The 23,850-nt window shown below is 70.1% G+C and carries 25 protein-coding genes; 12 read left to right on the plus strand and 13 right to left on the minus strand.

Annotation, left to right across the window (positions count from 1 at the left end; genetic code table 11):
- Positions 1 to 85: 85 nt before the first annotated feature.
- Genes ACIBHX_RS30240 through ACIBHX_RS30255 form a run of 4 tightly spaced genes read right to left on the minus strand, consistent with a single transcriptional unit; the run spans position 86 to position 6,282 of the window.
- A complete protein-coding gene (locus ACIBHX_RS30240; protein WP_397070705.1) occupies positions 86 to 1,408 on the minus strand; it encodes an FAD-binding oxidoreductase in 1,323 nt (440 codons plus the stop codon).
- Positions 1,405 to 3,255, minus strand: a complete 1,851-nt coding sequence (locus ACIBHX_RS30245; protein WP_397070707.1) for an ABC transporter ATP-binding protein — start codon at positions 3,253 to 3,255, stop codon at positions 1,405 to 1,407. The genes ACIBHX_RS30240 and ACIBHX_RS30245 overlap by 4 nt, the downstream gene beginning before the upstream one ends.
- Before the next feature lie 5 nt (positions 3,256 to 3,260).
- The gene (locus ACIBHX_RS30250; RefSeq protein ID WP_397070708.1) at positions 3,261 to 6,077 is read right to left on the minus strand and encodes a type 2 lanthipeptide synthetase LanM family protein; all 2,817 of its coding nucleotides are present in this window, start codon (positions 6,075 to 6,077) and stop codon (positions 3,261 to 3,263) included.
- Positions 6,078 to 6,093: 16 nt separating this feature from the next.
- The gene (locus ACIBHX_RS30255; protein WP_397070709.1) at positions 6,094 to 6,282 is read right to left on the minus strand and encodes a DUF6229 family protein; all 189 of its coding nucleotides are present in this window, start codon (positions 6,280 to 6,282) and stop codon (positions 6,094 to 6,096) included.
- A 93-nt stretch (positions 6,283 to 6,375) separates the two neighbouring features.
- On the opposite strand from ACIBHX_RS30255, the gene ACIBHX_RS30260 reads away from it, so the two are divergent.
- A complete protein-coding gene (locus ACIBHX_RS30260; protein ID WP_397070710.1) occupies positions 6,376 to 7,017 on the plus strand; it encodes a response regulator in 642 nt (213 codons plus the stop codon).
- 10 nt (positions 7,018 to 7,027) lie between these two features.
- On the opposite strand, the gene ACIBHX_RS30265 is transcribed toward ACIBHX_RS30260, so the two are convergent.
- The gene (locus ACIBHX_RS30265) at positions 7,028 to 7,489 is read right to left on the minus strand and encodes a DUF2871 domain-containing protein (RefSeq protein ID WP_397070711.1); all 462 of its coding nucleotides are present in this window, start codon (positions 7,487 to 7,489) and stop codon (positions 7,028 to 7,030) included.
- Between the two features lie 224 nt (positions 7,490 to 7,713).
- Between ACIBHX_RS30265 and ACIBHX_RS30270 the strand changes: the two genes are divergently transcribed.
- Positions 7,714 to 7,917: a hypothetical protein gene (locus ACIBHX_RS30270; protein WP_397070712.1), complete on the plus strand. Its 204-nt coding sequence runs from the start codon at positions 7,714 to 7,716 to the stop codon at positions 7,915 to 7,917.
- 12 nt (positions 7,918 to 7,929) lie between these two features.
- On the opposite strand, the gene ACIBHX_RS30275 is transcribed toward ACIBHX_RS30270, so the two are convergent.
- Positions 7,930 to 8,895, minus strand: coding sequence for an RNA polymerase subunit sigma-70 (locus ACIBHX_RS30275; protein ID WP_397070713.1), 966 nt, complete (start codon positions 8,893 to 8,895; stop codon positions 7,930 to 7,932).
- Between the two features lie 90 nt (positions 8,896 to 8,985).
- On the opposite strand from ACIBHX_RS30275, the gene ACIBHX_RS30280 reads away from it, so the two are divergent.
- The 7 genes from ACIBHX_RS30280 to ACIBHX_RS30310 all read left to right on the plus strand — a co-directional run bounded on the left by ACIBHX_RS30280 (position 8,986) and on the right by ACIBHX_RS30310 (position 13,944).
- Complete coding sequence (locus tag ACIBHX_RS30280) at positions 8,986 to 10,356, plus strand: MFS transporter (protein ID WP_397070714.1); 1,371 nt, start codon at positions 8,986 to 8,988, stop codon at positions 10,354 to 10,356.
- 101 nt (positions 10,357 to 10,457) lie between these two features.
- Positions 10,458 to 11,174 (plus strand): GNAT family N-acetyltransferase, encoded by a 717-nt coding sequence (locus tag ACIBHX_RS30285; RefSeq protein ID WP_397070715.1) that lies wholly within the window; start codon positions 10,458 to 10,460, stop codon positions 11,172 to 11,174.
- Entirely contained in the window at positions 11,171 to 12,046 is an 876-nt protein-coding gene (locus tag ACIBHX_RS30290) for a lysophospholipid acyltransferase family protein (RefSeq protein WP_397070716.1), read from the plus strand. Before ACIBHX_RS30285 ends, ACIBHX_RS30290 begins: the two co-directional genes overlap by 4 nt.
- Positions 12,047 to 12,118: 72 nt before the next feature.
- Entirely contained in the window at positions 12,119 to 12,532 is a 414-nt protein-coding gene (locus tag ACIBHX_RS30295; protein WP_397070717.1) for a ribonuclease domain-containing protein, read from the plus strand.
- An 8-nt stretch (positions 12,533 to 12,540) separates the two neighbouring features.
- Positions 12,541 to 12,903 (plus strand): barstar family protein, encoded by a 363-nt coding sequence (locus tag ACIBHX_RS30300; RefSeq protein ID WP_397070718.1) that lies wholly within the window; start codon positions 12,541 to 12,543, stop codon positions 12,901 to 12,903.
- 473 nt (positions 12,904 to 13,376) lie between these two features.
- Positions 13,377 to 13,724 (plus strand): Tn3 family transposase, encoded by a 348-nt coding sequence (locus tag ACIBHX_RS30305; protein ID WP_397070719.1) that lies wholly within the window; start codon positions 13,377 to 13,379, stop codon positions 13,722 to 13,724.
- A 46-nt stretch (positions 13,725 to 13,770) separates the two neighbouring features.
- Complete coding sequence (locus ACIBHX_RS30310) at positions 13,771 to 13,944, plus strand: hypothetical protein (RefSeq protein ID WP_397070720.1); 174 nt, start codon at positions 13,771 to 13,773, stop codon at positions 13,942 to 13,944.
- Between the two features lie 70 nt (positions 13,945 to 14,014).
- Here ACIBHX_RS30310 and ACIBHX_RS30315 read toward each other — a convergent pair whose 3' ends face one another.
- Positions 14,015 to 14,449, minus strand: a complete 435-nt coding sequence (locus ACIBHX_RS30315) for a VOC family protein (protein ID WP_354923011.1) — start codon at positions 14,447 to 14,449, stop codon at positions 14,015 to 14,017.
- Between the two features lie 249 nt (positions 14,450 to 14,698).
- Between ACIBHX_RS30315 and ACIBHX_RS30320 the strand changes: the two genes are divergently transcribed.
- Positions 14,699 to 15,241: a tyrosine-type recombinase/integrase gene (locus ACIBHX_RS30320; protein WP_397070721.1), complete on the plus strand. Its 543-nt coding sequence runs from the start codon at positions 14,699 to 14,701 to the stop codon at positions 15,239 to 15,241.
- Between the two features lie 106 nt (positions 15,242 to 15,347).
- On the opposite strand, the gene ACIBHX_RS30325 is transcribed toward ACIBHX_RS30320, so the two are convergent.
- Positions 15,348 to 15,812, minus strand: a complete 465-nt coding sequence (locus tag ACIBHX_RS30325; protein WP_397070723.1) for a hypothetical protein — start codon at positions 15,810 to 15,812, stop codon at positions 15,348 to 15,350.
- A gap of 667 nt (positions 15,813 to 16,479) precedes the next feature.
- Between ACIBHX_RS30325 and ACIBHX_RS30330 the strand changes: the two genes are divergently transcribed.
- Positions 16,480 to 18,597 carry a hypothetical protein gene (locus ACIBHX_RS30330; protein WP_397070724.1) on the plus strand — a complete coding sequence of 706 codons (2,118 nt, stop codon included), beginning with the start codon at positions 16,480 to 16,482 and terminating at the stop codon, positions 18,595 to 18,597.
- A 595-nt stretch (positions 18,598 to 19,192) separates the two neighbouring features.
- Here ACIBHX_RS30330 and ACIBHX_RS30335 read toward each other — a convergent pair.
- From ACIBHX_RS30335 to ACIBHX_RS30345, 3 genes are all read right to left on the minus strand, one after another.
- Positions 19,193 to 19,579, minus strand: coding sequence for a VOC family protein (locus ACIBHX_RS30335; protein WP_397070725.1), 387 nt, complete (start codon positions 19,577 to 19,579; stop codon positions 19,193 to 19,195).
- 65 nt (positions 19,580 to 19,644) lie between these two features.
- Entirely contained in the window at positions 19,645 to 20,004 is a 360-nt protein-coding gene (ssb, locus tag ACIBHX_RS30340) for a single-stranded DNA-binding protein (protein ID WP_397070726.1), read from the minus strand.
- 144 nt (positions 20,005 to 20,148) lie between these two features.
- A complete protein-coding gene (locus ACIBHX_RS30345; protein WP_397070727.1) occupies positions 20,149 to 20,385 on the minus strand; it encodes a hypothetical protein in 237 nt (78 codons plus the stop codon).
- A gap of 225 nt (positions 20,386 to 20,610) precedes the next feature.
- On the opposite strand from ACIBHX_RS30345, the gene ACIBHX_RS30350 reads away from it, so the two are divergent.
- Positions 20,611 to 21,573 (plus strand): hypothetical protein, encoded by a 963-nt coding sequence (locus ACIBHX_RS30350; protein ID WP_397070728.1) that lies wholly within the window; start codon positions 20,611 to 20,613, stop codon positions 21,571 to 21,573.
- 15 nt (positions 21,574 to 21,588) lie between these two features.
- Here ACIBHX_RS30350 and lepB read toward each other — a convergent pair whose 3' ends face one another.
- The gene (lepB, locus tag ACIBHX_RS30355; RefSeq protein ID WP_397070729.1) at positions 21,589 to 22,032 is read right to left on the minus strand and encodes a signal peptidase I; all 444 of its coding nucleotides are present in this window, start codon (positions 22,030 to 22,032) and stop codon (positions 21,589 to 21,591) included.
- Positions 22,029 to 23,849, minus strand: coding sequence for an ABC transporter ATP-binding protein (locus ACIBHX_RS30360; protein ID WP_397070730.1), 1,821 nt, complete (start codon positions 23,847 to 23,849; stop codon positions 22,029 to 22,031). The genes lepB and ACIBHX_RS30360 overlap by 4 nt, the downstream gene beginning before the upstream one ends.
- Position 23,850: the final 1 nt, after the last annotated feature.

Consider the following 23,850-nt stretch of genomic DNA (forward strand, 5'->3'; position numbering starts at 1 on the left):
AAACCAAACTAAGGCGGACCATCCGGCCGATGCCGCACCCACGCTTCCCCACTTCGCAAACAAACAGCAACGGGTACGGGATCCTTCAGAGCGAGCGGAACAGGCCGATGGGGTCGTAGGCGGCTTTCACCTCCCGCAGCCGCGGCAGGTTGCTCCCGTAGTACGCCTGCGTCCAGTCCTCCAGGTCCGCGTCGGGGTAGTTGGGGTAGACGGCGCCGGAGGCCCACGGCGACAGCCGCGCCCACGACCGGCACAGCCACGTGTGCGCGTCCCGTCTGCGGCTGTCGGTAGCGCGGAATCCCACCTGGACGGCCTGCTTGACCAGGAAGCGCGGGTCGCGGTGGACGAAGGCGCTCGCGCCGGAGGGGACACCGGTGATCGCGCCTCCCCAGGGCACGAACTCCAGATCCCGGATCTCGCCACGCACACGGTCGGCGGCCAGCCGTCCCAGCAGGTCCTCGATGGCGGCCTTAGGCAGATATCCGGTGAAAAATCCGGACTTGTTCAGGCGAAGCCCGGGCCGCTCGCCGCACGGCAGCTCCGTGACGGCGCCCTCCCCGCCGTCGGCGTAGGCGTGGTGACAGGCGGCCGCGGCACCCTCCAGGCGGGCGAACATGAGCCGGTCCCGTGGCGCGAGATCACCGACCAGCTTCCTGGCCCACTCCTCCGGCCCGGCGACGATGCCGAAGAGCACGGCGTAGGGCGCTTCTTCGGGTTCGTCGCCTGAGACGACGGCGATCTCCAGGTTGACCTCGTCCGGCGCTTCGGGCGCCCAGCGCTGCCAGGCGTCGACGAGGTCGGCGGCGCGGCCGAAGTCGCAGATCGCCTGGACGGTGGTGATCGGCACGATGGGGCGGGTGCGCAGCGTCACCTCCGTGACCACGCCGAAGGTGCCGCCGCCGGCTCCGCGCAGCGCCCACAGGAGGTCGTCTCCCGCCTCGACCGTTCGCCCGTCGGCCAGGACCACGCGCGCCGCCAGCAGGTGGTCGGCACCGAGCCCGTACAGGCGGCTGAACACGCCGTATCCGCCACCGAGCACGGCCCCGACCACGCCGACCGTGGGGCACCAGCCGCACGGAACCATGCGTCCGTGCCCGGCCAGGCGGCGTGACAGCTCGCCGATCCGCACGCCGGGTCCCACCCGCACGGTCTCCTCGCCGACCTCGATCTGGTTCATCGCGCCCAGGTCGATCAGCAGCCCGGTCGTGGAAGAGTGCTCGGCGAAGCTGTGGCCGCCGCCGCGCAGGGCGAACGGCAGGCCGCGGGAACGGGCGAACTCCAGGGCGTCCAGCACGTCGGCTTCCGAGGAGCAGCAGGCCACGACGGCCGGCAGCGCCTCGGTGAGCGTGCCGAGGAACGCCTTGCGCCTGGACTGGTAGCCGGGCTCGCCCGGGTGGATCATCCTCATCGGCGGGCCGCCTTCCCGGTCTGCAGCGCGTACAGCTCGGCGTAGCGTCCCCGCAGTGCCAGCAGTTCCTCGTGCGTGCCCGCCTCGGCGATGCGCCCCTGGTGCAGCAGGTAGATGCGGTCGGCGTGCCGTACGCTCGTCAGCCGGTGCGTGATGAGCAGGACGGTCCGCTCCCCCGCGATCTTGCGAAGCGTCTCGTAGACGGCGTACTCCGCCTTGGCGTCCAGCGGCGCGGTCGGCTCGTCCCAGATCAGCAGGGGCCCGTCGCGGAACAGCCCGCGGGCCACGGCCAGGCGTTGCCACTGCCCCGCCGACAGCTCGTGACCGCCCCTGAACTGCTTGGACAGCAGGGTGTGCCATCCGGCGGGCAGGCCGGCGACCACGTCGTCGGCCGCGGCGAGCGAGGCGGCCTCGCTCAGGGCGTGGTCTCCCGGATCCGGGCGGTCGTGGCGGCCCATGCGGACGTTGGTCCTGGCGTCGTGCGGCCAGCGGACCGGCTGCTGCGGCACCAGGACCACCCGGTCGGCCAGGGTGTCCGGGTCGAGGTCGGCGCTGTCGAGCCCGTCCCATCGCAAGGTGCCGCTGGTGGGCCGGTAGAGTCCGGCCAGCAGCCTGGCCAGCGTGGTCTTCCCCGAACCGTTCTCGCCGACCAGCGCGATCGTCTGGCCTGCGTGGATGGTCAGGTCGATCTCCCGCAGCGCGGGGTGCCGGCTGCCCGGATAGGTGAAGCCGACGCCGTGCAGGGTGATGCGTTCGGGTGAGCGCGGCGCCGCCGTACCACCCGAGGGTCGTCGGCGAGCCTCGGCGTCGGCGAGGAAGTCGTGGTAGTCGGCCACGTACATGAACTGTTCGAACAGCTGGTTGGCGGCCTGGGCGAGCTGCCTCAGCGCCGTGGCCGCCACCCTGACGGCGATCACCGCCGTGCCCGCCCCTGCCAGCGCTATCCAGCCGGCGTGCAGCATCAGCCCGAGTACGGCCAGCGCACCCGCCATGGCCAGACCGCCCGCCGCGCGGCCCACGGCCCTGACCCGCGCCATGGACAGCCCGACCCGGGTCTCCTTGTCCTTGAGGACGTCCGCCACCTGGCGGTATTCGGCCAGGACGTACGGCTGCGCCTGGCAGGCCCGCAGCTCGCCCGCCGGTTCGCGCTCGGTGGCCAGGTCGGCGAGCATGTCCACCCGGCGGTTCAGCGTGACCATCTCTCCCATGCCCGCGTATCCGTACTGCGCGGCCTTCAGCACCGCCCACGCCTCCGGGACGACGCTGATCACGAGCAGCGGCACCAGCAGCGGGTGGATGACGGCCAGCCCGGCGGCCGCAGCCGTCACCCCGCAGGAGGCGCCGAGCAGGTCGACGGTGTTGCCCACCGCGCGTTCGAGATGGAACAGCCCGCGGTCGCGTGCCCGGTGCAGGCCGTCGTAGAAGTCCACGTCGTCGAAGTCGGCCAGTTGCACGCCGAGGGCGGCGGCGAACAGCCGCTCCTCCGCCGCCCGCCGCAGCGCCGGCTCCAGCCGCGCCCTGGCCAGCGCCACCGCCGCCTCGGCCGCCCCGCGCAGCGCCACGATCGCGGCGACCAGGGCGAGGCCGGGCACCGCCGCCATGAGCCGATCGGGCGCGGCACCCGAGGCCAGCAGCTCGTCCAGCACGGCCGCGGTCGCCAGCAGCCCGCTGGCCGTCGCGGCGCCCAGGGCGACTTGCAGGACGACGACGGTGAGCGCGGGCCACCGTCCGCACTGCCAGATGAGGCGCAGCACCGGCGCGGTGAGCGCCGGCAGCCGCCGCAGCGACCGCCGGGGTCCGTCGTGCTGGTCCAGGTGCCAGTACGGAGTGACGAGTTCCTCCTCCACGTGGCTCACCCCAGGTCCGGGAGCAGGACGGAAGGCAGCACGCAGTCCGGGTGCATGCGTAGCAGTTGGTAGGCCACCCCGCCCAGGCCGGGCAGCAGGCCCGGCGCGAAGGCGTCCCTGGCCAGGCCGCTGATCGGGCCGTTGACCTCCAGGCTGCCGAGGATGTGGGAGTCCAGCAGGGTCCGGTCCACCGGCGCGACCCCGGCCGTCCGCGCGTGCTCGATCACTTCCCAGGATCCGAGATCGCCGTGGCAGAGCGTGTGGTTCCAACCGACGCCGTCGCTCCAGCAGGAGGCGGCGGCCCGCGCCAGCCTGTCACGCCACACGGCGCCGCCCCCGCGGGCCAGCTGGTCGGCGGCGACGATGCCGACCCCGCCCGCGCCGTGACACCATGCGGCGGCTGTGAAACCGTCGCCGCGCAGGTCCACCCAGCCACGCTGGTCCTGGTCGTACAGGGTGTCCTCGTAAGCGAAGGCCGCCTCGGCGAGCTCCTGCAGGCCGTCAAGGCGCGACAGGGCCCAGCCGATGCCGGTGGCGCCGTGAGCCAGCCCGCCGAGGCCCTGCGGGAAGCGCGGGCTGGGCCAGCAGACCCCGCCTGAGCGGCGCTCCGCCAGGTGTTCGAGGCGCGCTCCGATCGATCGGGCCAGCTCGGCCCACCGCGCCTCATCTGCCTGCTCGCTCAGCCGCAGCAGCGGGACGATCGCCCCCGCCATCCCTGAGAGCAGGTCGTAGCCGTCGTCGGCCTCGATCGCGTCCGGAAGCAGCTCGGCCAGCGCGCGGGCGCGCGTCAGCGCCTCCTCTCCGGCCACCCCGAACGCGCGCAACTGCAGCCACCCCCACACCTGCGAGGCGATGCCGAGGTAGGCGCCGGGGGGCTCCGGCCGCATCCGCATGTCCTCCCGCCGTTTGGCGGCGTCGCGGTCCTCCGCGATGCGGATGGTGCGCAGGACCGCCTCCAGTAGGCCGGGCAGCTCCTCGATCGGTTCGGCCCTGCCTTCGGCGGCTTCCTGGGTGTAGGCGGTCAGCAGGATCGCCACGCCGTGGGCTCCGCCGTACAGGTCCGCGGAGAGCGGCTGTACGGCCCAGCCGGTGGGGTTGAGCAGCGGTGTGATCCAGGTGACCGTGCCGTCTGCCCCGCGCACGGCGCTGTCGAGCACGCCGCGCATGATGCCGGCCGCGGCCGCGCGCCGCCGGGGATCCAGGCGGTCGGTGCGGACCAGGCCGGGCGAGAGCCGGCTGTCCCCCGGCGTCCAGCCCTCGTTGAGGTAGGCGCTGACCAGGGCCGCCTGCGCCACCCGGCGGTCCAGGCCGTGGTCGCGGGCCCGCCAGCGGGCCACGGCGTCGGCGATCAGGTCGACTTCCGGGCCGCACCTGGTGCCGGCGGGGCCGCGCAGCACGCCGACGCGCGGCGTGGTGTCGAACATCGGGATGTCACCGTGGCACAGCTCGTCGACTTCGGCGGCGATGATGGCGGAGTCACCGGGAGCGCCCGGCACGTTCTCCGACATCTTGGCCAGCAGCACGGCGGCCTTCGCGCGGGCGGGCGCCTCGTCGTGGAGCGCGGCGGGATGCCAGAGCATCCGGCCCAGCTCGGCGTACGACTCGGTGGAGCGCAACACCGCACGTACCGGGCAGTCCGCGAAGCCGGCAAGCAGCGGCTCCAGCTCGCCCGACCGGTCCAGCTCGGTCAGCCGCTCGTCGAGCTCGTCGAACCCGGCGATGATCGCGTCCCAGTAGTCGCCGAGCACCGGCTCGGGGCTGGGATGGTTGGCCGCGGGCGGCAGCTCCACGCGCTCGGTGCCCATCCGGGGGCTGTCGGTGCCCGCGTCGAGCACCACCGGCAGCTCGACCATCGGCTGCTGGCCGGGTAGCGCGCCGGCCGCCGACATGTCCACGCCCCGCCAGCCCAGGGCCACGCCTCGTCCCGGGAGCAGCCCGGTGCGCATCACCGAGGTGTCCACCAGCGCCACGGCCAGGTCCACGGCCTCGCCGTACCCCGAGGGACGGGCCCTGGTGTGCGGGGTGAACAGGCTCTCGCAGTCGACGACGACCGGGTGCGGTCCCGCGGCGATGAGGTTCTCGGCGTGCAGGTCGCTGCCGCCGAGCAGGCGCATGAGCGCCAGCCAGTGGCCCATGCCGCGGTAGAACGCGCGCAGCTCCCCGTCGCCGGCACAGTGGCGGTGCTCGATGTGCTCGGCCCAGCCGTACCCCTGCCTGGTCACGACCGCGGGCACGCACATGGTGGAGGCGCCGAGGTGGGTGAGCAGCTCGGCGAGTACCGCGTCCACCGCCAGCGAGCGCGGCTTGTAGATCACCCGGCCGTCCTCGCCGTGCACCACGACGACTGTCTGCCCGCCCCGGTGGCTGTCTCCTGCTCCGAACTCGACGCGCTCGAGCTCGCCCGACGGTGCTCCTGGAAGGACGGCCAGCGCCGCACGGTCCTCGGCGAAGCGTACGGCGAAGCGGTAGGCGGCCTCGCATCGATGGCGTATCACCGTGGTGAGCCTGGCCATCATGCCCGGATACGGCACCGCCAAGTCGCGCCAGAATGCCGGTTCCGCCACACTTTTCTTCCATTCCTCCCATCGAGCTGCCGGGTCGGCGGCGGTCAGGCGCCCGGACAGCCGGGCGGCATTCAGCTCCAGCACCAGCACCCTGGTGATCTTGCGGCGCACGTCCTCCTCGACAGACCGCCCGGAGCCCGCCAGGATGGCGCCGCGCTCCGCCGGGGTGAGGCCGGTGAGCGACCCCAGCCGGGCCTCCAGGTCGGCCAGAGCCGGTCCGATCAGCGGGTCCAGCGGAGGATCGAACTCACCGGCCATGTGCTCCCGTCCCCGCTCAGCAGCAGTAACGGGTGTAGGAGCCCGAGCAGGCGGTCCCGCACCTGCCGGAGTATCCCGGCCCGGTCATGGTGATCTCGGACTCGACGTACGTTCCGGGCAGCAGCGGGCCGACCGGACTGTCCTCCTCCCCACCTGCGCGCCAGGCAGCGATGATCTCCTCGGCCCTTTCGAGGGTGACGGTCATGGTTGCTCCCTTCTCGGACTTGGCGCCATGTTCCGTTGCGGGGGCTATGGCCGATAGACGCCATAACTGCGCACTTGACATGACATTCCGGATATGGGAAAGACAGTCGTGATCACCCTTTCCGCGGTAGACGACGACCGGATGCTCATCGAAGGGCTGGCCGCCTGGCTGGCGGGGGTGCCCGACGTACGGCTGACCGGATGGGCGGCAACCGTCGCCGAACTGCTCAGAACCGAGCAGTCTCCCGCCGACGTGGTGCTGCTCGATCTGCTGCTGGCCGACCGCTCCGATCCCGTGGACAACGTGCGCACGCTGGTACGGCTGCGCCGTCGGGTGCTCGTGGTCAGCGAGGTGACCTCGGGAGACATGGCCAGGCAGATGATCGACGCCGGAGCGGGCGGGTTCCTCACCAAGGACCACGACCTGGCGGCCCTGGTGGCGAAGGTCAGGGAGGTGGCCAAGGAGGACGTGGCCCTCTCGCCCGAGCTGACTCTGGGCTGGCGGGCAGACCGCGACGGCGAGCGGCCCGTCCTGTCCCCGCAGGAACGTGCGGTACTGATCGCCTACGCCTCCGGCATGACGCTCACCGCAGCGGCCCGCAGCGCGGGAGTGCAGCCGGGGACGGCCAAGAACTATTTGGAACGTGTCAAGGACAAGTACCGGAAGGCGGGCCGTCCCGCCTACACCAAGCTGGAGCTCGCCGCCCGCGTCAGGGAGGACGGGCTGGCCACCTGAGCTCCACGCATCAGTGGGTCGGTGCCGCGTCGGCTGGGTGGGCGGACGCCGGGTCGCTCGCCGACGCGGACTTGGCGGGGATGCGCTTGCCGAGGGTGACGAACAGCAGGACCAGGCCCACGGTCAGGAGGATGTGGCCCAGTCCGGCGATCATCGCGATGGCTTCGCCGCTGGGGCGGCCCAGAACGGTCAGCGTTCCGTGGAGTGTCATCATCGCGACGGTCACCGCCAGGCCGGCGTTGTAGATCCAGAAGAACCAGCCGAAGAGCTTGCTGGAGGTCAACGCGAACAACTTCTCCAGTACCAGGACGAGAAGAAAGAACAGCATCCCGAGCGTTAGCAGGTGCGTGTGGACGACACCGAGCTGCGTGTCGCCGGTGAAGTCGTTCAGCTTGGTGAGCTCTCGGTAGTAGAGGCCACTGACCACGCCAAGAATCATGTAGACGTGGGCAAAGTTGAGGATCTTCCTCATGTGCTGACCTTCACTCTCGCGCAGCAGGAAAGAGGGACCATAGTCCGATTTCTGTCGAGAAGGTACCGAAACGCCATCCGATTCCGCAATACCGGACGAGCCGCAACCGGCTATGGGTTGGGGAGCGATCGGGGTAGGCCGAAGGCTGGGAGCACGGTGTTCTCGAAGCGGGTCAAGGCGCAGATCCGGTCGCCGGTGAGAGTGAGGACGTAGAGGCCGGTCCCGTGGCGGATGCCGGCGGGGGCGCGCAGGTAGGCTCCGAACGCCGGTTGACCGTTGGCTCGGGTGGGGACGAGGTCGAATCGCCGACCCGCACGGAAGATATCTTCGGCGAGACCAGCGACACGAAGTCCCTGCGGCTCGTCGATGTGCGCACCGTCGGTGACAGCCTGGCGTTCCTCACCTACCGACCTGTCCGAGATGCCTAGCATGCTCGGTGGTCACAGGGATCGGGGCAGGCCGAAATAGGGGAAGACGCTCGTGTCCCGGAACCAGGTGATCGCCGAGATCCCCTTCGGGCTGGTGGTGAGCACCACCAGCCCGTACGGCCGGGCGATCGCGGCGTTCTGGCACGGCAGGTAGCAGCCCAGCGCCGGCTGCCCGTTCGCAAGCGTGGGTACGGCATGCAGCACGGCTCCCCGGAGCATCGCCCGGTACCGCAGGAACTCCCCGATCGCGATCGCGCCCTGGTACTGGTAGGGCTCGGGCGGCATGGTGAGCCAGGCGTCATCGGTCAGCAGGGAGAGGACGCCGTCGGTGTCGCCGGTTTCCAGGGCGGTGGCGAACAGGCCGGCCAGCTCGCGCTCCCGCGGCGACGGCGGCGCGGCGATCTCGTCCCAGCCGGCTTCGAGGGTCGTGCGGGCACGTTGCAGCAGGCCTTTCACCGCGGTCGGCGTGCTGTCCAGCATCGGCGCGGCCTCGCTGAGGCGGAAGCCGAGAACGTCGCAGAGCACGACGGCGGCCCGCTGGCGGGGCGGGAGGCGCTGGATCAGGGTGGTGAAGGCCAGGCCGACGGTCTCGCGCGTCTCGTAGCGGGCCTCGGGGCCCGCGGGCGCGGTGAGCGCGTCGTCCAGGAGGCTGTCGGGGTACGGCTCGAGCCAGAGGGGTTCGGCCAGCCGCGAGGGCTCGGGAAGCTGGTGGGCCGCCTGCTGGGGGCGGCGGGCGTTGCCTCGCAAAGCGTTCAGACTCCGGTTCGTCGCGATCCGATACAGCCAGCTGCGCAGCGTGGCGCGGCCCTCGAAACTCTCCCGGCCGCGCCACGCCGCGAGCAGGGTCTCCTGCACCAGGTCGTCGGCGTCGGCGAGCGAGCCGACGATCCGGTAACAGTGCAGGTGCAGCTCACGCCGGTAGGGCTCGATGAGCTCGGCGAAGGCGTCGTCGACGCGGGGCTGGACATGGTCGGACACGTGGTGGCTCCCTTCCTTCCCCTGTTGTGACACCGGGCGGCCCCAAGAAGGAACGGTCTGATTCCAGATCGGGTGGTGTCTTAGCCTGACATGAGCGAAACAAGAACATCCGGATGGGTTCTCGGGCTGACGGCTGTGGCGGCCCTCCTGGTCGGATTGGACGCGACCGTGGTGTCCACCGCCCTGACCTCGATCAAGGCCGCGCTGGACGCTTCGGGCGAGCAACTGGAATGGATGGTCAACGCCTACACCCTGAGCTTCGCGGTTCTCATGCTGACGGCCGCCGCGCTGGGGGACCGGTTCGGGCGCAGACGGGTGTTCGCCGCAGGACTGGCGATCTTCGGTGCCGCCTCGGTGGGGTGTGCGGTCGCGCCGGACGCCGGCTGGCTGATCGCGGCCCGCGCCGTGCAGGGCGCCGGGGCGGCCGCGGTGATGCCGCTGGCGCTGGCGCTCCTCGGGGCGGCCGTCCCGCCGGCCGGGCGGGCCAAGGCGCTGGGCGCCTTCACCGCGGTGGTGGGCGCGTCGGTCCCGGTCGGCCCGCTGCTGGGCGGCGCGGTCGTGGACGGGTTCTCCTGGCGGTGGATCTTCTGGCTGAACGTGCCGATCGTCGCGGTCATGATCCCGGCGGTCGCGCGCCTCATCCCCGAGAGCCATGGCGCGCGAACCCGGGTCGACCTGCCTGGTCTGGTGCTCGGCACCGGGGCCGCGTTCGCCCTGGTATTCGGGCTTGTCAAGGCGGCAGCCGTGCCTCTGATCGCAGGCGGAGCGCTGGCCGTGGCCTTCGTGGCGGTGGAGCTGCGCCGTGCCGAGCCGATGCTGCCGATGCGCCTGTTCCGGTCCCGCGCGTTCTCCGCCGGGAACGCGGCGATTTTCCTGCTGTCTGCGTCCACCCTCGGATCGCTTTTCTACATGGCACAGTTCCTGCAGCTCGGCCTCGGTTCCCGGCCGCTGGTGGCGGGGCTGCAGCTGGTGCCGTGGGGCGCCATGACGATTCTGGTCCCGCGGGTGGCGGGCAGCCTGATCTCCCGGTACGGCGAGCGTCCCTTTCTCGTGGCCGGGATGGCCCTGCACGGGGCGTCGATGCTGTGGATCGCCGCCATCGCGGCACCGGACCTGGAGTACTGGTGGATGATCATCCCGCTGGTGCTGTCGGGCACGGGCGTGGCAGCGGCGATCCCCGCCACGCAGAGTGCGGTGCTCGGCGCCGTCACACCGGCCGACATGGGCAAGGCGTCCGGCGCCTACAGCACGCTTCGCCAGCTCGGCGGCGCGTTCGGGGTCGCCGCGCTGGTGGCCGCGTTCTCCGCCGGGGGTGGCTTCGCCACGCCGCGGCAGTTCACCGACGGATTCACCGTCGCCATCACCGCGAGCGCCATCCTCGCAGCCGCTTCCCTGCTCGCCGGGGTGTTCCTTCCTGGCCGATCTGTCGCCAAGGCGATGAGTTCCGCGCTCCGGGGGTGAGGTTCACCGGGCGGACGTCTTTCTGCCTTCGGTGGGAGCTTTCGCCGTCATTTCGACATGTCGACATGGTCGCGAGACGCTTCCAGGGAAGGACCGCGCCCATGACGATCTCTCTTGACACTGCTCGCTACACGGTCGGCATGGCCACAAGCGCCGCCGACGTCCAGGCCGCGCAGCGGCTGCGGCACGAGGTCTTCGCGGAGGAGATGGGGGCGCGCCTCGACAGCCCCGTCTCCGGCCTCGACGTGGACAGGTTCGACGCCTCCTGCGACCACCTCCTGGTCCGCGACGGCGACAGGGTGGTCGGCACCTACCGGCTGCTTCCCCCTGGGCGTACGGACCGGCTGTACTCCGACACCGAATTCGATCTCGGCAACCTCGCGCCCCTCAGGAAGGACCTGGTCGAGGTGGGCCGTACCTGCGTGCACCCCGACCATCGCAACGGTGCGGTGATCGGCCTGATGTGGGCGGGCATCGCGCGCTACATGGTGAACGGCGGCCACCAATGGCTGGCAGGGTGCTGCTCGGTGCCCCTCGACGATGGCGGTGCCCTCGCGGCGGGTGTCGTCGAGCGGGTGCCGCTGGGCCCGGCGGAGTATCGCGTCACCCCGCGCCGCCCGTGGCACGACCAAGGCGCTGTCCGTTCCGACCGATTCGTAGCGCCTGATCTTCTGCGCGGCTACCTGCGGCTGGGCTCCTGGGTGTGCGGCGCGCCGGCGCACGACCGGGACTTCGGCACCGCCGACTTCTTCGTGCTGCTCTCGATGGCCCGAGTGAACAACCGCTACCTGCGGTACTTCCTGGGACAGCCGCTGTGAGCACGGCCGTCAATCCCTGGCTGCGGATGGGGCCGTGCTCTCCCGAAGCCTGCGTGGAGGCCCCGGCCGCCGTCGCCGGGCCCGTCCAGCGCCTGGCGCGGCTCTTCGCGACCTGTCTCGTGCTGCTCGCGGGCATCCCCATCTCCCTCGCGATGAGCCGGTCCGGAGGGGTACGGCGAGCGGAGATCACGAAGACCTGGGCCGGCCTCATGCTGCGCGCGCTCGGCCTCCGGGTGGAGATCACGGAAGCTGTCACCCCTGCGCCCGATGAGGGAGCCCTTCTGGTGGCCAACCACATCTCCTGGCTCGACCCGCTGGTCATGGCGGCGACCGTGCCGTCCCGCCCACTGGCCAAGCGGGAGGTCGGCGAGTGGCCGCTCATCCGTACGCTGGCCGCGGGCTCGGGCGCGCTGTTCATCGACAGGGACCGGCTGTCCGCGCTGCCGTCGGCCGTCGCGACGATCGCGAGCGCGCTCAGGGCGGGCGACACGGTGATCGCGTTCCCCGAGGGCACCACCTGGTGCGGGCGCGGGATGGGGACGTTCCGTCCGGCGGTGTTCCAGGCCGCGATCGACGCGGGCGCCGCGGTGCGCCCGGCGACGCTGCGCTACCGCGAGGGGGAGTCGACGTCGACCCGCGGCTGCTACGTCGGGGAGGACTCGCTGCTGGCCTCCCTCCTGCGGGTGGCCGCGACCCGGCACCTGGTGGTCGAGGTGACCATCGCCGCCCCCGTACGGCTCGCGCCCTCCGAACTCCGGCACGAGGCGCGCGCTGCGCTGGCCAGAATCGCCGAGGCCCAGGTGCGGACCGGGGTCATCGACCGTCACGAGGAACCCACAGGGGTGTCCGCGCAGTGTTCACCATACTTTTGAGGGCTTTCACTGCTATTTGACCGGGATGACCGGCGACCATGACTATGTCCGTCATATCCGCAAGGAGGCTCCGTGCACGCTCCGCAGCGCTCCAGACTTTCCTGGCCGGTACGGCTCGCCGTCATCCTCGTCGCCGGCGCGTCCCTCATCTCCCTGGGCGGCTGCTCCCCCGCCAACGCGGCCGTCTACAACTCCTGCACGATGGCCCGGTGCGCCGACGCCCGCTCGGCGAACGCGATCTGGGCGACCAAGGGCTACCCCACCACGAGCGGCTGGTACCCCTGGCCCAACGGCAGGTACAACTACACCGGCGGGCGTTTCTACAACCGGGAGGGCCAGCTCCCCAGCACCGCTACCTACTATGAGTACGACGTGTACTCCCGGTCACGTGGCGCCGCGCGTGACGCGTACCGGATCGTCGTCAACCGCAGCACCGGCGTGACGTGGTTCTCGCCGAATCACTACACCGACTTCTACCGGCTCTAGGGATTGCGATGACCGCACGTCCGCTGCCGTCCTGGCTGACGGTGTCGACCAGCCCGGCACCGGCGGTGGTGGACGGGCGGGCTTGCCGTACCCGCGCCGCCTTTTTCGAGGAGGTGGCGCGGGCGCTGCGCCTCCCCGACTACTTCGGCCGCAACTGGGACGCGCTGACCGACTCGCTACGTGATACCGGCCCCGTCGCCCTGGTCGTGGAGCACGCCGAGGAACTGCTCGGCGCGGAGCCTCCCGAGCAGTTCGCCACCCTGCTGGCAGTCCTCGCCGACGCCGCCGAGAACGGGCTGACCCTCACGCTCCGCACCGACCCCGCCCACGAGGACCTGCTCCAGCAGCGAGCCGCCGCCGCACTGAGCTAGGCCCGACGCCCTGTTCGCCTGAGCACGGGCGAGGCGTTTTGCATTCGTCGGCGGGGGTGGCTACGCGCTAGGCGGCTCTGTTTCTTCCAGAGACGGGCTGGTAAGACCCGCTTCCAGAGGGGTTGCGGCTCTGGTTGTGGTTCTGGTGAACACCCGGGACGTTTGGTAACAGCCCGGCTTACTGCAGCCCCGTTGGCGCGGGGTTGTGCCGAGAGATATCGGTACTCGGTTGGCTGCCGAGAACGGCTGATCTCCCGACGACGTAGGACACGCCCCGGTTGGCATACCGGGGCCTACGCATTTATGCGCTCAGTTGCTGGTCAAGCGGCAGGGTGTCGGCTTCCCCGGTCGTGAGCAGATGGTCAAGCTCGCTGAGACGCTCCAAGTACAGCGACAGGGACAGTCCCCGGCGCCGGGCATTCGCGTCGTAGCGGTCTTTAAGCCACTGGGGAAATGCATTCCCAACACGCGGCGTGTCGCCGAAAAGTGAAGGCCGCCACGATCTGGCGCATAAAGTCTTCCACGGCCGCAAAAGCCAGGTGTTCCAGCGGTACTACGAGGGAATGGAGGACCAATTAGGAGCCCTGGGCATTGTTTTGAACTGCCTGGTGCTGTGGAACACCGTCTACATTGACGACGCTTTACACCAGATGCGGGCGCAGGGCTATCCGGTGCTGGATGACGACGTGGCCCGGCTCAGTCCCTTTATCAGGCGGCACATCAACGTGCACGGCCGCTATTCCTTCCAACGTCCGCAGCTGGGCGCCGGGCGGCGGGCCTTGCACGATCCTGACGCCGACGACTCCGACGACGAGGATTGATGGGAATGCCCCCGCGCCGGGTCCTGAACATCTCCGCGCCCAGGGGGTGCCCGTCAAGGACGAGGACGTCGCCCGGCTCAGCCCGCTGGGCCACGCCCACGTGAATTTCCTGGCCCGCTATGCCATCGCTTCGTCCGGGCCTTCCGAGGGACTGCGCGAACTCGGCGAGATCCCCGATCTTCCCGAGATCAACAGCGGCGCGGTGCGAAGGGAGAGCTGACGGACAGCCTTCCCCGTGGGAGCCGATCAGCGAGTCAGGTCTGTGTCGCGTTCAACGAGGTAGACGTTCGTCAGCTCAGGCAGAACTCGTTGCCCTCGATGTCCTGCATCACGAGGCACGACTCGTTTTCTTCATCGGCGGGCAGGAGCCGCACGCGTTTCGCGCCGAGAGGGATCAATCGTGCGCATTCGGCCTCGAGGGTTGCCAGGCGCTCTGCACCGACGAGTCCGGTGCCGACCCGCACGTCAAGGTGCAGCCGATTCTTGGCGACCTTGCCTTCGGGAACGCGCTGGAAGTACAGCCGCGGACCGACACCCGAGGGGTCGCTGCATGCGAACCATGAGTCCCGCTGCTCGGGCGGCAGCGTGCGATTGAAGTCGTCCCAACTGGCGAACCCCTCAGGCGGTGCCGGCGCGACATACCCCAACACCTCGCACCAGAAGCGACCGACACGCTCAGGTGAAGCGCAATCGAAAGCGACTTGAATCTGCTTAACGGATACCATGGAAAAATCCTCCCATAGATCACTGTGCATATCGTAATCGTCCACCGTGCACCCCGGCCGGATTGGCGAAGTCTTGAAAAGATCCACAGCTCCAGCCTGAACGCCTCGTCCACCGAAGGGTTGCGAGATAACCTTCGTTATCTGGCAAGACCAAGATCGAACGGCCGTGGTGAGCAGGGAATCATCCCTCCACGATGGGCCGTTCGATTCCCAGTTATCTGGCAACTCGGCGCACGGGAGGGTGAGGACGTGGATCCGGTGATCGTCGAACACCTCGGGCGCGAGCATCCGCTCGCCCGTCATCTCGACGACTTCCTCACCGACCGCAAGAACGCGGGCGCTTCCCCGCACACCCTGCGCGCCTACCGCGGCGATCTCCTCCAGTTCACCGCGCACTGCGACGGCGAGATCGCCGAACTGACCGCGCCGCCCATCCGGCAGTTCCTTACCGCGATCGGCGCCCTGTCGGCCGCGACCCGCAAGCGCGCCGCCGTCGCCTCCTGGTGCAAGTGGGCCGTGCGCCACGACCTGCTCGACGCCAACCCCATGGACAAGATCGACACCATCAAGGTGTCCAAGAACCTGCCCCGGCCCGCCGCGACCGCCGACATCACCAAGGTTCTGGGCTCGATCTGTAGCCGTCGGCCGCGCACGGACGTCCCCCTCGACCGGCTCCGTGACCGGGTCCTGTTCGAGACGATCTACGTGTGCGGAACCCGCGCCGCCGAAGCCTGCTCCCTGGACCTCGATGACCCCAACCTGGCGAGACGCGTAACCGGCAATCAATCATGAACTTCGCTTTTCAGATGCCCTCTGAGAGGTTCCGTTGCGGTTACCGTGGGCGACTGGGCGACCGGCGGATAGCACGCCGCACGGGCTCGGTCGGCCTCGGCTTTCGTCAGAAGCAGTCGCCGGGCGATTCGGCGGGCCCGTATGTGTGACCGCTTTCGGTGAACCAGATCTTGCTGTAGTAGCAGTGGCCCGGGTCGACGTGTTGGCCATACTCCTGGTTGACGACATAGTTGGGGCCGTAATGCCCTTGCTGGCTGCCCCAGTCGAGGACCGCTCCGTTCCAGTGGGGTTCGCCGGGCCAGGGGTTGCCGTCCCTGCCGCGGTACTTCCAGCCGGTCTGGCTGTAGATGTGGATGTCGGTCTGCGGGGACAACACCTCGACGCCACCCCACACCCAGTGGCCGTTCGACTGGATGGAATCGAGGCATGGGTTGAGCCGGACTCCGTACGGGTAGGCGCCAGGGTTGGTGTAACCGCGGCATGCCTTAACTTGGCCGTAGTACGTCGAGGCCTCCGCCACGCCGGCAGCGGCCAGTAGGGCCCCCACGGCCAGGGCAGCCGCGAGAGTCATTCGCGTCAGGGCTCGCGCACGCTCGCGGTTTTTCATGGATCTCCGTTCCGTTTGAGAAGTGTGGAGGCTCAGGGAGATGCCGCGTGGATCCGTCTTGCATCTGGGGACGGGACCAGAGTGCCCGGGCAGGCTGGATGGAGTCACCTTTCCCGTACGAATCCATACGCTCCCGGCTTCTGGAATCTGCCTGCCGGGAGTACAGCTCCACATATCGGGAGGCGTCGCGGGGAAACAGCGAGGCACGGTTCCGGATCCGGGTCGGTCACTGATCTGACCGAGTTCATCGCTGTGCTCGGGGAGTTGCGGTGTGGGCGGGGACCGTCCTACCGGCCCTCCGCTCCCGAACATGTCCCCAGCCGCCAGGTAGCGGAGTGCCGCCTCGGCGCGCTGGACGCGGGCCTCCTGAAGGGATTGGCGTTCACCGGCGAGTCCCGCACGCAGCTCGGCGATCTGCCCGTCGTGCTGTCTCCCGGTCCTGTTCGCTGACAGCCTCGCCTTGTGTAATCGCTGCGCGTATAGCGTCTCGAGAGTCTGCAGCTGTACGGACGGGAGGTCGCCGAGCCCGAACTGTCCACCCACGCCCGCCGCTGATCGCCGAGATCGGCTGATGATCGCGTACCCAGAAAAGCCGCAGCGTGCGGGCATGTTTCGGCTATAGGGTGCGCTCGTGGACAATCTGGAGAGCCTCGTCATCGCCCGGCGGCTTCGCGTCCCCATCGATGCCCCTGCCGGCTCCACGCCGGGCTGGGGAGAGGCAGCCACCCGCCAACTCGACGCCGCGCTGTTGAGCGTCGGCTTCAAGTGCTCGGCGGCCCTGCTCGAACGCCTGTCGAGGCTGCGCGGCGAGAGCGCGGTGGATCTCGGCGTTCGGATCCTGGCCGCCGTCCGCGGCCTGGTGGGCGACCACGTCCAGCACAACTCCTACTTCATCGACTTCCCCAAGAACGTGCCCGACACCCTGGAGTTCTGGGCCGGCCTGCTGCGTGAGGCCCTGCTCGACCCGGTCGCCGCCGCGCGCCTCCAGCCGCCGACGCTCAACCTGCTGACCCTGCCGGGCTACGGCCACTACCAGCACACCTACGCCGACCTGCTGGCCGCTCACGCCGAGCTGATCCAGCTGTCCGGGGACCGGGTGACCGTGCTGGAGCTGGGCGGGAGCCTGGAATCGGAGGCGCGGGAGCTTTACTTCTCGCTGGCGGGCTCCGAGGTGCCGCTGGCCGCCGAGGATCTGGCGGCACTGCGCTCGCTGGCGTTGTTCTGCGCCGACCAGCCGGAGCGCGTCCCCGTGCGGGAGAACCGCGCTGTCGTCAACGAGGTACGGCTGGCCGCCGGCCAATCGCTGCTCGTTGACACGGTGACCGACGTACTGCGGCTCGCCTGCGGCTGCTCCGGCGGCGATGTCACGCTGGCCACCCCCACCAGGTTCCGCTCGTTCCGCCGCGCCGAGCGCCGCGCCCTGCTGCAGGCCCTGGACGGCGTCGCCACCCCGGCCAAGCTCGGCGACGTGCCGCGCCACCGGGAGCAGTGGAAGCGGCTTGGCGAGCGGCTGCATCCTCACGAGTACCCGCAGTTCCCACGGGCCGCCCGCCTCTTCGAGGTGGCCAGGGGCACGCGCCAGGCCACCGGCTTCGACAGCCGCGTCGAGGCCGCCCTGTCGGCGGGCCGTACCGCCGACGCCGTCGAACTGCTGGAGAATGCGCCCGGCGCGTTGCTGCGCCGCCTCGACCACCTGCTGCGGACCGGCCCGTCCGCGTCGACCGTACTGGACGCCGCGGAAAAAGCCGTGACGGGCGCCTCCGGCCGCGTCCTGCTGTCCCTGCGCGAGCACCTGCAAAACCGGCTCGCCCCCGCCGCCAGGCGCATCTTCACCAACCGGTACGGTAGGGCGTGGACGACATCCGATTCCCGCTTGCCGCTTGAGCAGGAGGTCCTGTCGCGGGCGGTGGCCATCCTGGATGAGGAGATCACCCGTCGCCTCCCCGATCCTGGCGAGCTGATCGTCGATCCCGACGTGCTTGATGTCGCCCTGCCGTTGTCGGGCAAGGCGGTGGCGCCCGGGCTCGGCATGCTGCCCCGCGGCTCGCTTTCGACCGTCGACGGTGAGCTGCTCAGGTTCTTCGTCCACTGGCGCCAGGCCGAGCAGCGCACCGACTACGATCTGTCGGCGCTCATGCTCGACGCCTCCTACGACAACCCGACGCACATCGCGTGGACAAACTACGCCAACGGCTTCGCCGAGTACTCCGGCGACCTCACCGAGGCGCCAGCGCCCCATGGTGCGTCGGAGTTCATCAACATCCGTCTCGCCGACGCGACCCAGCCGATCATCATTCCCCAGGTCAACATCTACGCCGGGGAGCGGTTCGACGAGGCCGCCGAGGCGTTCTTCGGGTACATGACCAGGGACGCCGAGCAGGAAGGCAGGCCGTTCGAGCCGCGCACTGTACGCATGAAGTCCGACCTGCGCGGCTCCGGGCGGATCGCCCTGCCGCTCGTCTTCCTGCGTGGTGACGACGGCGCATGGCGGGTGAAATGGCTGCATCTCTACCTGAAGGGGCATCCCGGCTTCAACCGGGTGGAGGGCAACCGGGTCACCGCCTCCCTGCTGGTGCGCTCGATCGTGGAACGCGACTACCTGCGAGTCCGATACCTGGCCGACCTGCTGCGTACGAAAAGCTCTTCGGCCAGGCACACCACCTACATCGGGCGGGAGGCTCCGGCCGGCCTGCCGTCGGGGTCGCGGATGTACACGCCAGGGACGCTGCACGAGCTGATCCCCGCCTGATACGGTTGGGACCGCGAGGCCATGGGAGGGCTTCCTTCTCAAACTCCTTTTGAATCTAGCCTTCCCGCTTTCCTCGCATACCGGTCGTGAGGCCATCCGAGGGCTTCCTTCTCACCTGGTTCGACTCCAGGTAGGCCCCCATGGGGCCTACTGGCACATCTAGCTCCTGGGCCTTCCTCACGACCGGTTGGCTGCCAAACCCCGCCGGAACGCCGCGGCCCCGAGCTGTCCACGTTCACCCGGCAGGCGGCCAAGATACAGAAGAAACACACCGCGCCGCCGCATCCCGCAGGTCATCGTCATCATGTCCGGCTGGGGCCGGTCTGGAGATGTACCGGATGACGTGCCCGAGTCGCGCGGCTCTCGACTTCGCCCCGTTGCTGGTCAACGGCACCGTGACGTCGGCTATGTACCCGATAACGGTCCCTTATCCGGTACATCGCCCCGGCCCACGGTGTCCTTCTGGTGTACTCCGGCGAACCCCCATGATCGCTGCGCGTATGCGCCCGCTGTCCTACCCCGCCAGCACCGCCGGATCCAGCTGCGTCCGCTCGGCCAACCGCACCACCGCCGCGCTCACCGCCAGGTGCTGGCCCTACGCCTGCTCCTTGTACACCGCCTCGATGTTGTTGCCGTCCGGGTCATCCACGAACGCGCAGTAGGCGCCGTACTCGGGCCAATGCCGGGGTTCGTGCCGGGACTTGCCGCCAGCCGCCAGCGCGGCCGCGTGGAAGGCGTCGACCGCGGCCCGGTCGCGGGCGGTGAATGCGATGTGCGCGCCCCGAGTCACCGTGGCATCGCCTGCGGGATACAGACCGAAGGACGGGGTTTCCAACTCCTCCTCCCAGAACTCCGCTCCGCCGTCAGCCGCCTGTCCGACGACACCGAGGGGCTTCAGCGCGGCGGTGAAGAAGCGCGTGCTCGCCTCGAGGTCCGCGGCGATGAAGGTCACGTGGTGGATGAAGGGCCATCGTTCTGTCATGACCGCGGAGTCTACGAGAGCCCGGCGCCGACGCCTCGTGCCGGGCCTCATGTAGTTCGCCGAGCTCAGTACGGCTCGAAGATCCTGGCCCCGGACACCGGGGGAACGGCCCTCCGCTCCCGAACGTGGGTCACCGGCCTAGATGGCGGCTGGGGACACGTTCGGGAGCGGAGGACCTGGTAGCGCAGCTTCCCCACGACGATCAGCCGCTGGCCGCGCTCAAACCCGGACTCGGCGAGGTACTCGGCGGGCTTGCGCCACACCGTGCAGGTCATGAACAGGGTCTCCCCGTCCTTCCACTGCCCGGCCTTGTCCTGGAAGCGGGGCGTGGAGGCGACGCGGAAGCGGGCGACGACCTGCCCGCTGGGGGTCAACCGCAGCTCGGGCGGGTCGACCAGGTTGCCGACGATGGTCATCTGGGTCATGGCGGGTTCCTCTCGCGGATGGTCAGGCGGTGATCGTGTGGTGGCAGTCCTGGCAGACGAGGATGTTCTCCTCGATGGCGGGCTCGACGTCGGCAGAGCCACACTCGGGGCACCAAACGGCGTTCATGGGGGTCCTCCAGGAGGTCAGGCGGGTATGGCGGGTTCGGCGGCCGCCGTGGTGGCGCGGGCCTCGGCCTCGGCGCACACCTTGTGGCACGGGCGGCCGTCGTCGTCGACCAGGAAGGCGGGGTTCCCGCAGATGCGGCAGGGCCGGCGCTGACCGCCGCCCCAGTGGCTGATGCCGTCATCGCCCGACCAGTCGAGCCCGTTGCCGGTGCTCCTGGCCTTGCTTGCGCTGGTGCGGGCCCGCCGTCGAGCCATCTCGCGCCCTCGTTCTTCCTGATCGGCAAAGTGTCAGGTGCCGTGATCACCGGGGCGGGTGGCCTGCATCCAACCCATTGCAAGTAGGGCCTGTTTGCATTCACCGCCAGACTCATTGCAAGTCTGCTTGATTACATGGTTTGATGCCAGATCAAGCGTTGACGAATCGATGAATGCAAGTTAGCTTTTGCATATTCGCAAACGCTAGTCGTGGTTGGAGCCCCCATGAAGTCCTGGCATCGTCCTCTGCTGCTCTGCGCGGCCCTGATGTTCGCCCTGATGCTGGTCTGCGGTGTCGGCCTGGTGATCGACGGCCGCACCCTGCTGGGTGAGTCGGTGTGGATCAAACCGTTGAAGTTCGGTTTCGCCTTCGCCCTCTACGCCGGGACGCTGGCGTGGCTGCTGTCCAAGCTGAACAAGGGCAGGCGCCTGGGCTGGTGGGTCGGCACCGTCTTCGCGGTCGCGGCGACCGCCGAGGTCGCCGCCATCACCACCCAGGCGGCCCGCGGCACCTTCAGCCACTTCAACGCCGACCAGAGCGACCCGATCACCCTGGCGCTGGTCCCGATCCTCACCTACGGCGTGATGACCGTCCTGATCGCGCAGCTGATCATCGCGATCATGGTGCTGATCCAGCGCACCGCCGGTCCCGCGCTCACCCGTGCGATCCGCGCCGGGCTGGGGCTGGCCACCGCGGGCATGCTCATCCCGCTCTACTGGATGGTCACCGGCATCCACTCTCGTACGGTCACCGACGCCAACGGCGCCCAGATCCCGATGTACCAGGGTCACGGCATCGGCGACCCCGACGGCCACGGCATGCCCCTCACCAACTGGAGCGTCACCGGCGGCGACTTCCGGGTCCCGCACTTCTTCGCCCTGCACGGCATCCAGGCCCTGCTCATCCTCACCGCGGTCCTGGCCGCCCTGGCCACCAGGCACGCCTGGCTGCGTGACGAGCGGGTGCGCGCCCGCCTGGTGGGCAGCGCCGCGCTCGGCTACGCCGGCCTGGTCGCCGTTGTGACCTGGCAGGCCGGACGCGGCCAGTCCCTGGTCCACCCCGACATGCCCACCCTCGTGGCCTTCGCCGCGGTGGTGCTGGTCACCGCGTTCACCACCACCTGGACGATCGTCTCCGCCAAGCGGGCCGCGGTCGACGTCGACCTTCGCCGGCCGGCCACCGTCTGACCCGGCGGCGCGAGGTCACGATCGGACGTGGCGCAGGACGACGCCGACCACTCGGTCGGCGGGGATCGCGCCGAAATGCCGGGAATCTCGGCTGAACTCGGGGTTGTCGCCGAGGACGACGAGGTTACCGGGCGCCACGACGCCCTCAGATCGCCGCACCCAGGCGGGCAGGAACGACGGCTGCGCGTCGCCCGGCACGGCGACGACCCGCTTGACCATCCAGCGGGGACGATGAGCCGCGCCCGGCCGGCACGGAACCGGCTCGGTGAGGACCACGACGTCGCCACGGCGCAGCGTCTCCCCCGCCACCCGGCGCACCAGCAACCGATCCCCGTGCCGCAGGGCCGGGATCATGCTGGCCCCGCTGACAGACACCACGACGACCTGCCGGCGCAACACGGCGACGGCGACCACAGCGGCGAGCAGCAGCGCCCCTGCACCGGCGAGAAGGCCGGTCACACGAGCTCCTCCGGCTCCGAAGCGCGATACCCGGCCGCCTGCAGCGCGAAGAGCCGGGCGTACGCGCCCTCATGCGCCACCAGCTCGTCGTGGGTGCCGTGCTCGACGATCCGCCCGTCCGACAGCACGACGATCGCCTCCGCCTCGCGCACCACCCCCAGCCTGTGCGAGATGAGCACGCTGGTCAGCCGGTGCCTGTGCGCGCGCAGCCGTACGTGGATCTCGTGCTCGGCCTCCGCGTCCAGGGCGGAACTGGGCTCGTCGAGCACCAGGAGGTCCGGCCGGTCGAGCACCAGGCCGCGGGCGATCGACAACCGCTGCCACTGCCCGCCGGAGAGGACCACCCCGGTGCCCGGATCGGCCCGGTCGGCCTCGGAGAAGAAGATCCGCGTCAGCATCGTCTCGTAGCCGTGGCGCAGACCGGCGAGGACGCCGTGCAGGCCCGCCCTGCGTGCCGCACCCTCGATCCGGGCATGATCGTTCAGGGCGGTCAGATCGCCGATGGCGATGTTCTCCCTGGCCGTGAAGTCGTAGGAGGTCGGGTCCTGGAAGACGGCGCGGATCCTGCGCCTCAGCTCCGCCGGATCGAGATCGCGCAGGTCGACCCCGTCCCAGAGGATCGCGCCGCGGGTCGGGTCGTAGAGCCGGCACAGGAGCTTGACCAGCGTGGTCTTCCCCGCCCCGTTGAGCCCGACCACGGCGGTCGAGACTCCGGCGGGCAGCACCAGGTTCACGCCGCGCAGGACCCATGGCTGGTCCTCGGCATAGCGGAACCAGACGTCGCGCAGCTCGATGCCACGCCGTAACGCCGGAGTCGGCACAGGGTCGGCGCGGACGGGCAGGTCGAGCTCGGCATCCACGACCGCGAGGTAGTGGCCGAAGAGCGCCAGCGCCTGGTGGACGGACACCACATCGCCGACGAGACCGGCGAGGGCGCTCTGCACAGAGCCGACCGCGGCGAGCACGAGCGCCACGTCACCGACGGTCAGCTCGCCGGCCACCGCGGCGCGGACCGCCCACAGCAGCAGGGTGGCCGCCACCGCCGCACCCAGCAGCGCGAGCCCGGCCTGCACGGTCAGCTGCCGCCGGTCCATCCGGCGGTGGGCGTCGTGGATCGTCCGCGTCTCCGCGGCCATGCGGCGCCACACGTACGGTCCGGCGCCGAACAACCGCAGCTCCTTGGCGGCCTGCGGGTTGGTGAGCAGGCCGGAGTAGAACATCTCGCGCCGCCCGGCCCTGCCTGTCTCGGCCACCATCCTGGCCCGGCGGCGGCTCAGCGCGAGCTCGGCCAGCAGCGCCGGTACGGCGGCGAGCAGGACGGCCACCGCCACCCATGGGCCGAGCAGCAGGATGGTGCCCGCGAATCCGATGACGGTGAGCAGCGCCTTGACCATGCCGAGCCCGCCGTCCACCACCATCGCCGGACTGGTGACCCCGCTGGATCGGGCGATCTGGAGGCGGTCCAGGAAGGCGGGATCCTCGAAGCGGCGCAGCCCCACGAAACGGTCCACCGCGGCGTACAGCCGCGTGGTGGCGAGAAACAGGACGCGGCGGTCGGTCTCCGCCCGCAGGTAACGGACGGCGTGCGGTATCAGGACGGTGGAGATTCCCACCGCGGCCAGCGCGGTGACCAGCCCGAGGACGTCGAGCCACCGCACCGACGCGGTCGCGAGACGGTCGATCATGAACTTGGTCAGCCACGCGGTCGCGAGCGGGGCGATCCCGCTGAGGAAGGACAGCAGCGAGTACGCGGCGATCTGCGCGGGAGCGGCGTGCCGGGCGAGAGCCAGCGCCCGCCCGGCGCTACGGAGCGACATG

It is taken from the genome of Nonomuraea sp. NPDC050536, assembly GCF_044457685.1.
Taxonomy (GTDB): Bacteria; Actinomycetota; Actinomycetes; order Streptosporangiales; family Streptosporangiaceae; genus Nonomuraea.

Bases quoted from the DNA above. Each gene is read 5' to 3' on its own strand.
- ACIBHX_RS30240 (WP_397070705.1), bottom strand. From the start codon at position 1,408: ATGAGGATGATCCACCCGGGCGAGCCCGGCTACCAGTCCAGGCGCAAG.
- ACIBHX_RS30250 (WP_397070708.1), bottom strand. From the start codon at position 6,077: ATGGCCGGTGAGTTCGATCCTCCGCTGGACCCGCTGATCGGACCGGCT.
- ACIBHX_RS30255 (WP_397070709.1), bottom strand. From the start codon at position 6,282: ATGACCGTCACCCTCGAAAGGGCCGAGGAGATCATCGCTGCCTGGCGC.
- ACIBHX_RS30260 (WP_397070710.1), top strand. From the start codon at position 6,376: ATGGGAAAGACAGTCGTGATCACCCTTTCCGCGGTAGACGACGACCGG.
- ACIBHX_RS30265 (WP_397070711.1), bottom strand. From the start codon at position 7,489: ATGAGGAAGATCCTCAACTTTGCCCACGTCTACATGATTCTTGGCGTG.
- ACIBHX_RS30280 (WP_397070714.1), top strand. From the start codon at position 8,986: ATGAGCGAAACAAGAACATCCGGATGGGTTCTCGGGCTGACGGCTGTG.
- ACIBHX_RS30285 (WP_397070715.1), top strand. From the start codon at position 10,458: ATGACGATCTCTCTTGACACTGCTCGCTACACGGTCGGCATGGCCACA.
- ACIBHX_RS30300 (WP_397070718.1), top strand. From the start codon at position 12,541: ATGACCGCACGTCCGCTGCCGTCCTGGCTGACGGTGTCGACCAGCCCG.
- ACIBHX_RS30315 (WP_354923011.1), bottom strand. From the start codon at position 14,449: ATGGTATCCGTTAAGCAGATTCAAGTCGCTTTCGATTGCGCTTCACCT.
- ACIBHX_RS30325 (WP_397070723.1), bottom strand. From the start codon at position 15,812: ATGACTCTCGCGGCTGCCCTGGCCGTGGGGGCCCTACTGGCCGCTGCC.
- ACIBHX_RS30335 (WP_397070725.1), bottom strand. From the start codon at position 19,579: ATGACAGAACGATGGCCCTTCATCCACCACGTGACCTTCATCGCCGCG.
- ssb (WP_397070726.1), bottom strand. From the start codon at position 20,004: ATGACCCAGATGACCATCGTCGGCAACCTGGTCGACCCGCCCGAGCTG.
- ACIBHX_RS30345 (WP_397070727.1), bottom strand. From the start codon at position 20,385: ATGGCTCGACGGCGGGCCCGCACCAGCGCAAGCAAGGCCAGGAGCACC.
- ACIBHX_RS30350 (WP_397070728.1), top strand. From the start codon at position 20,611: ATGAAGTCCTGGCATCGTCCTCTGCTGCTCTGCGCGGCCCTGATGTTC.
- ACIBHX_RS30360 (WP_397070730.1), bottom strand. From the start codon at position 23,849: ATGTCGCTCCGTAGCGCCGGGCGGGCGCTGGCTCTCGCCCGGCACGCC.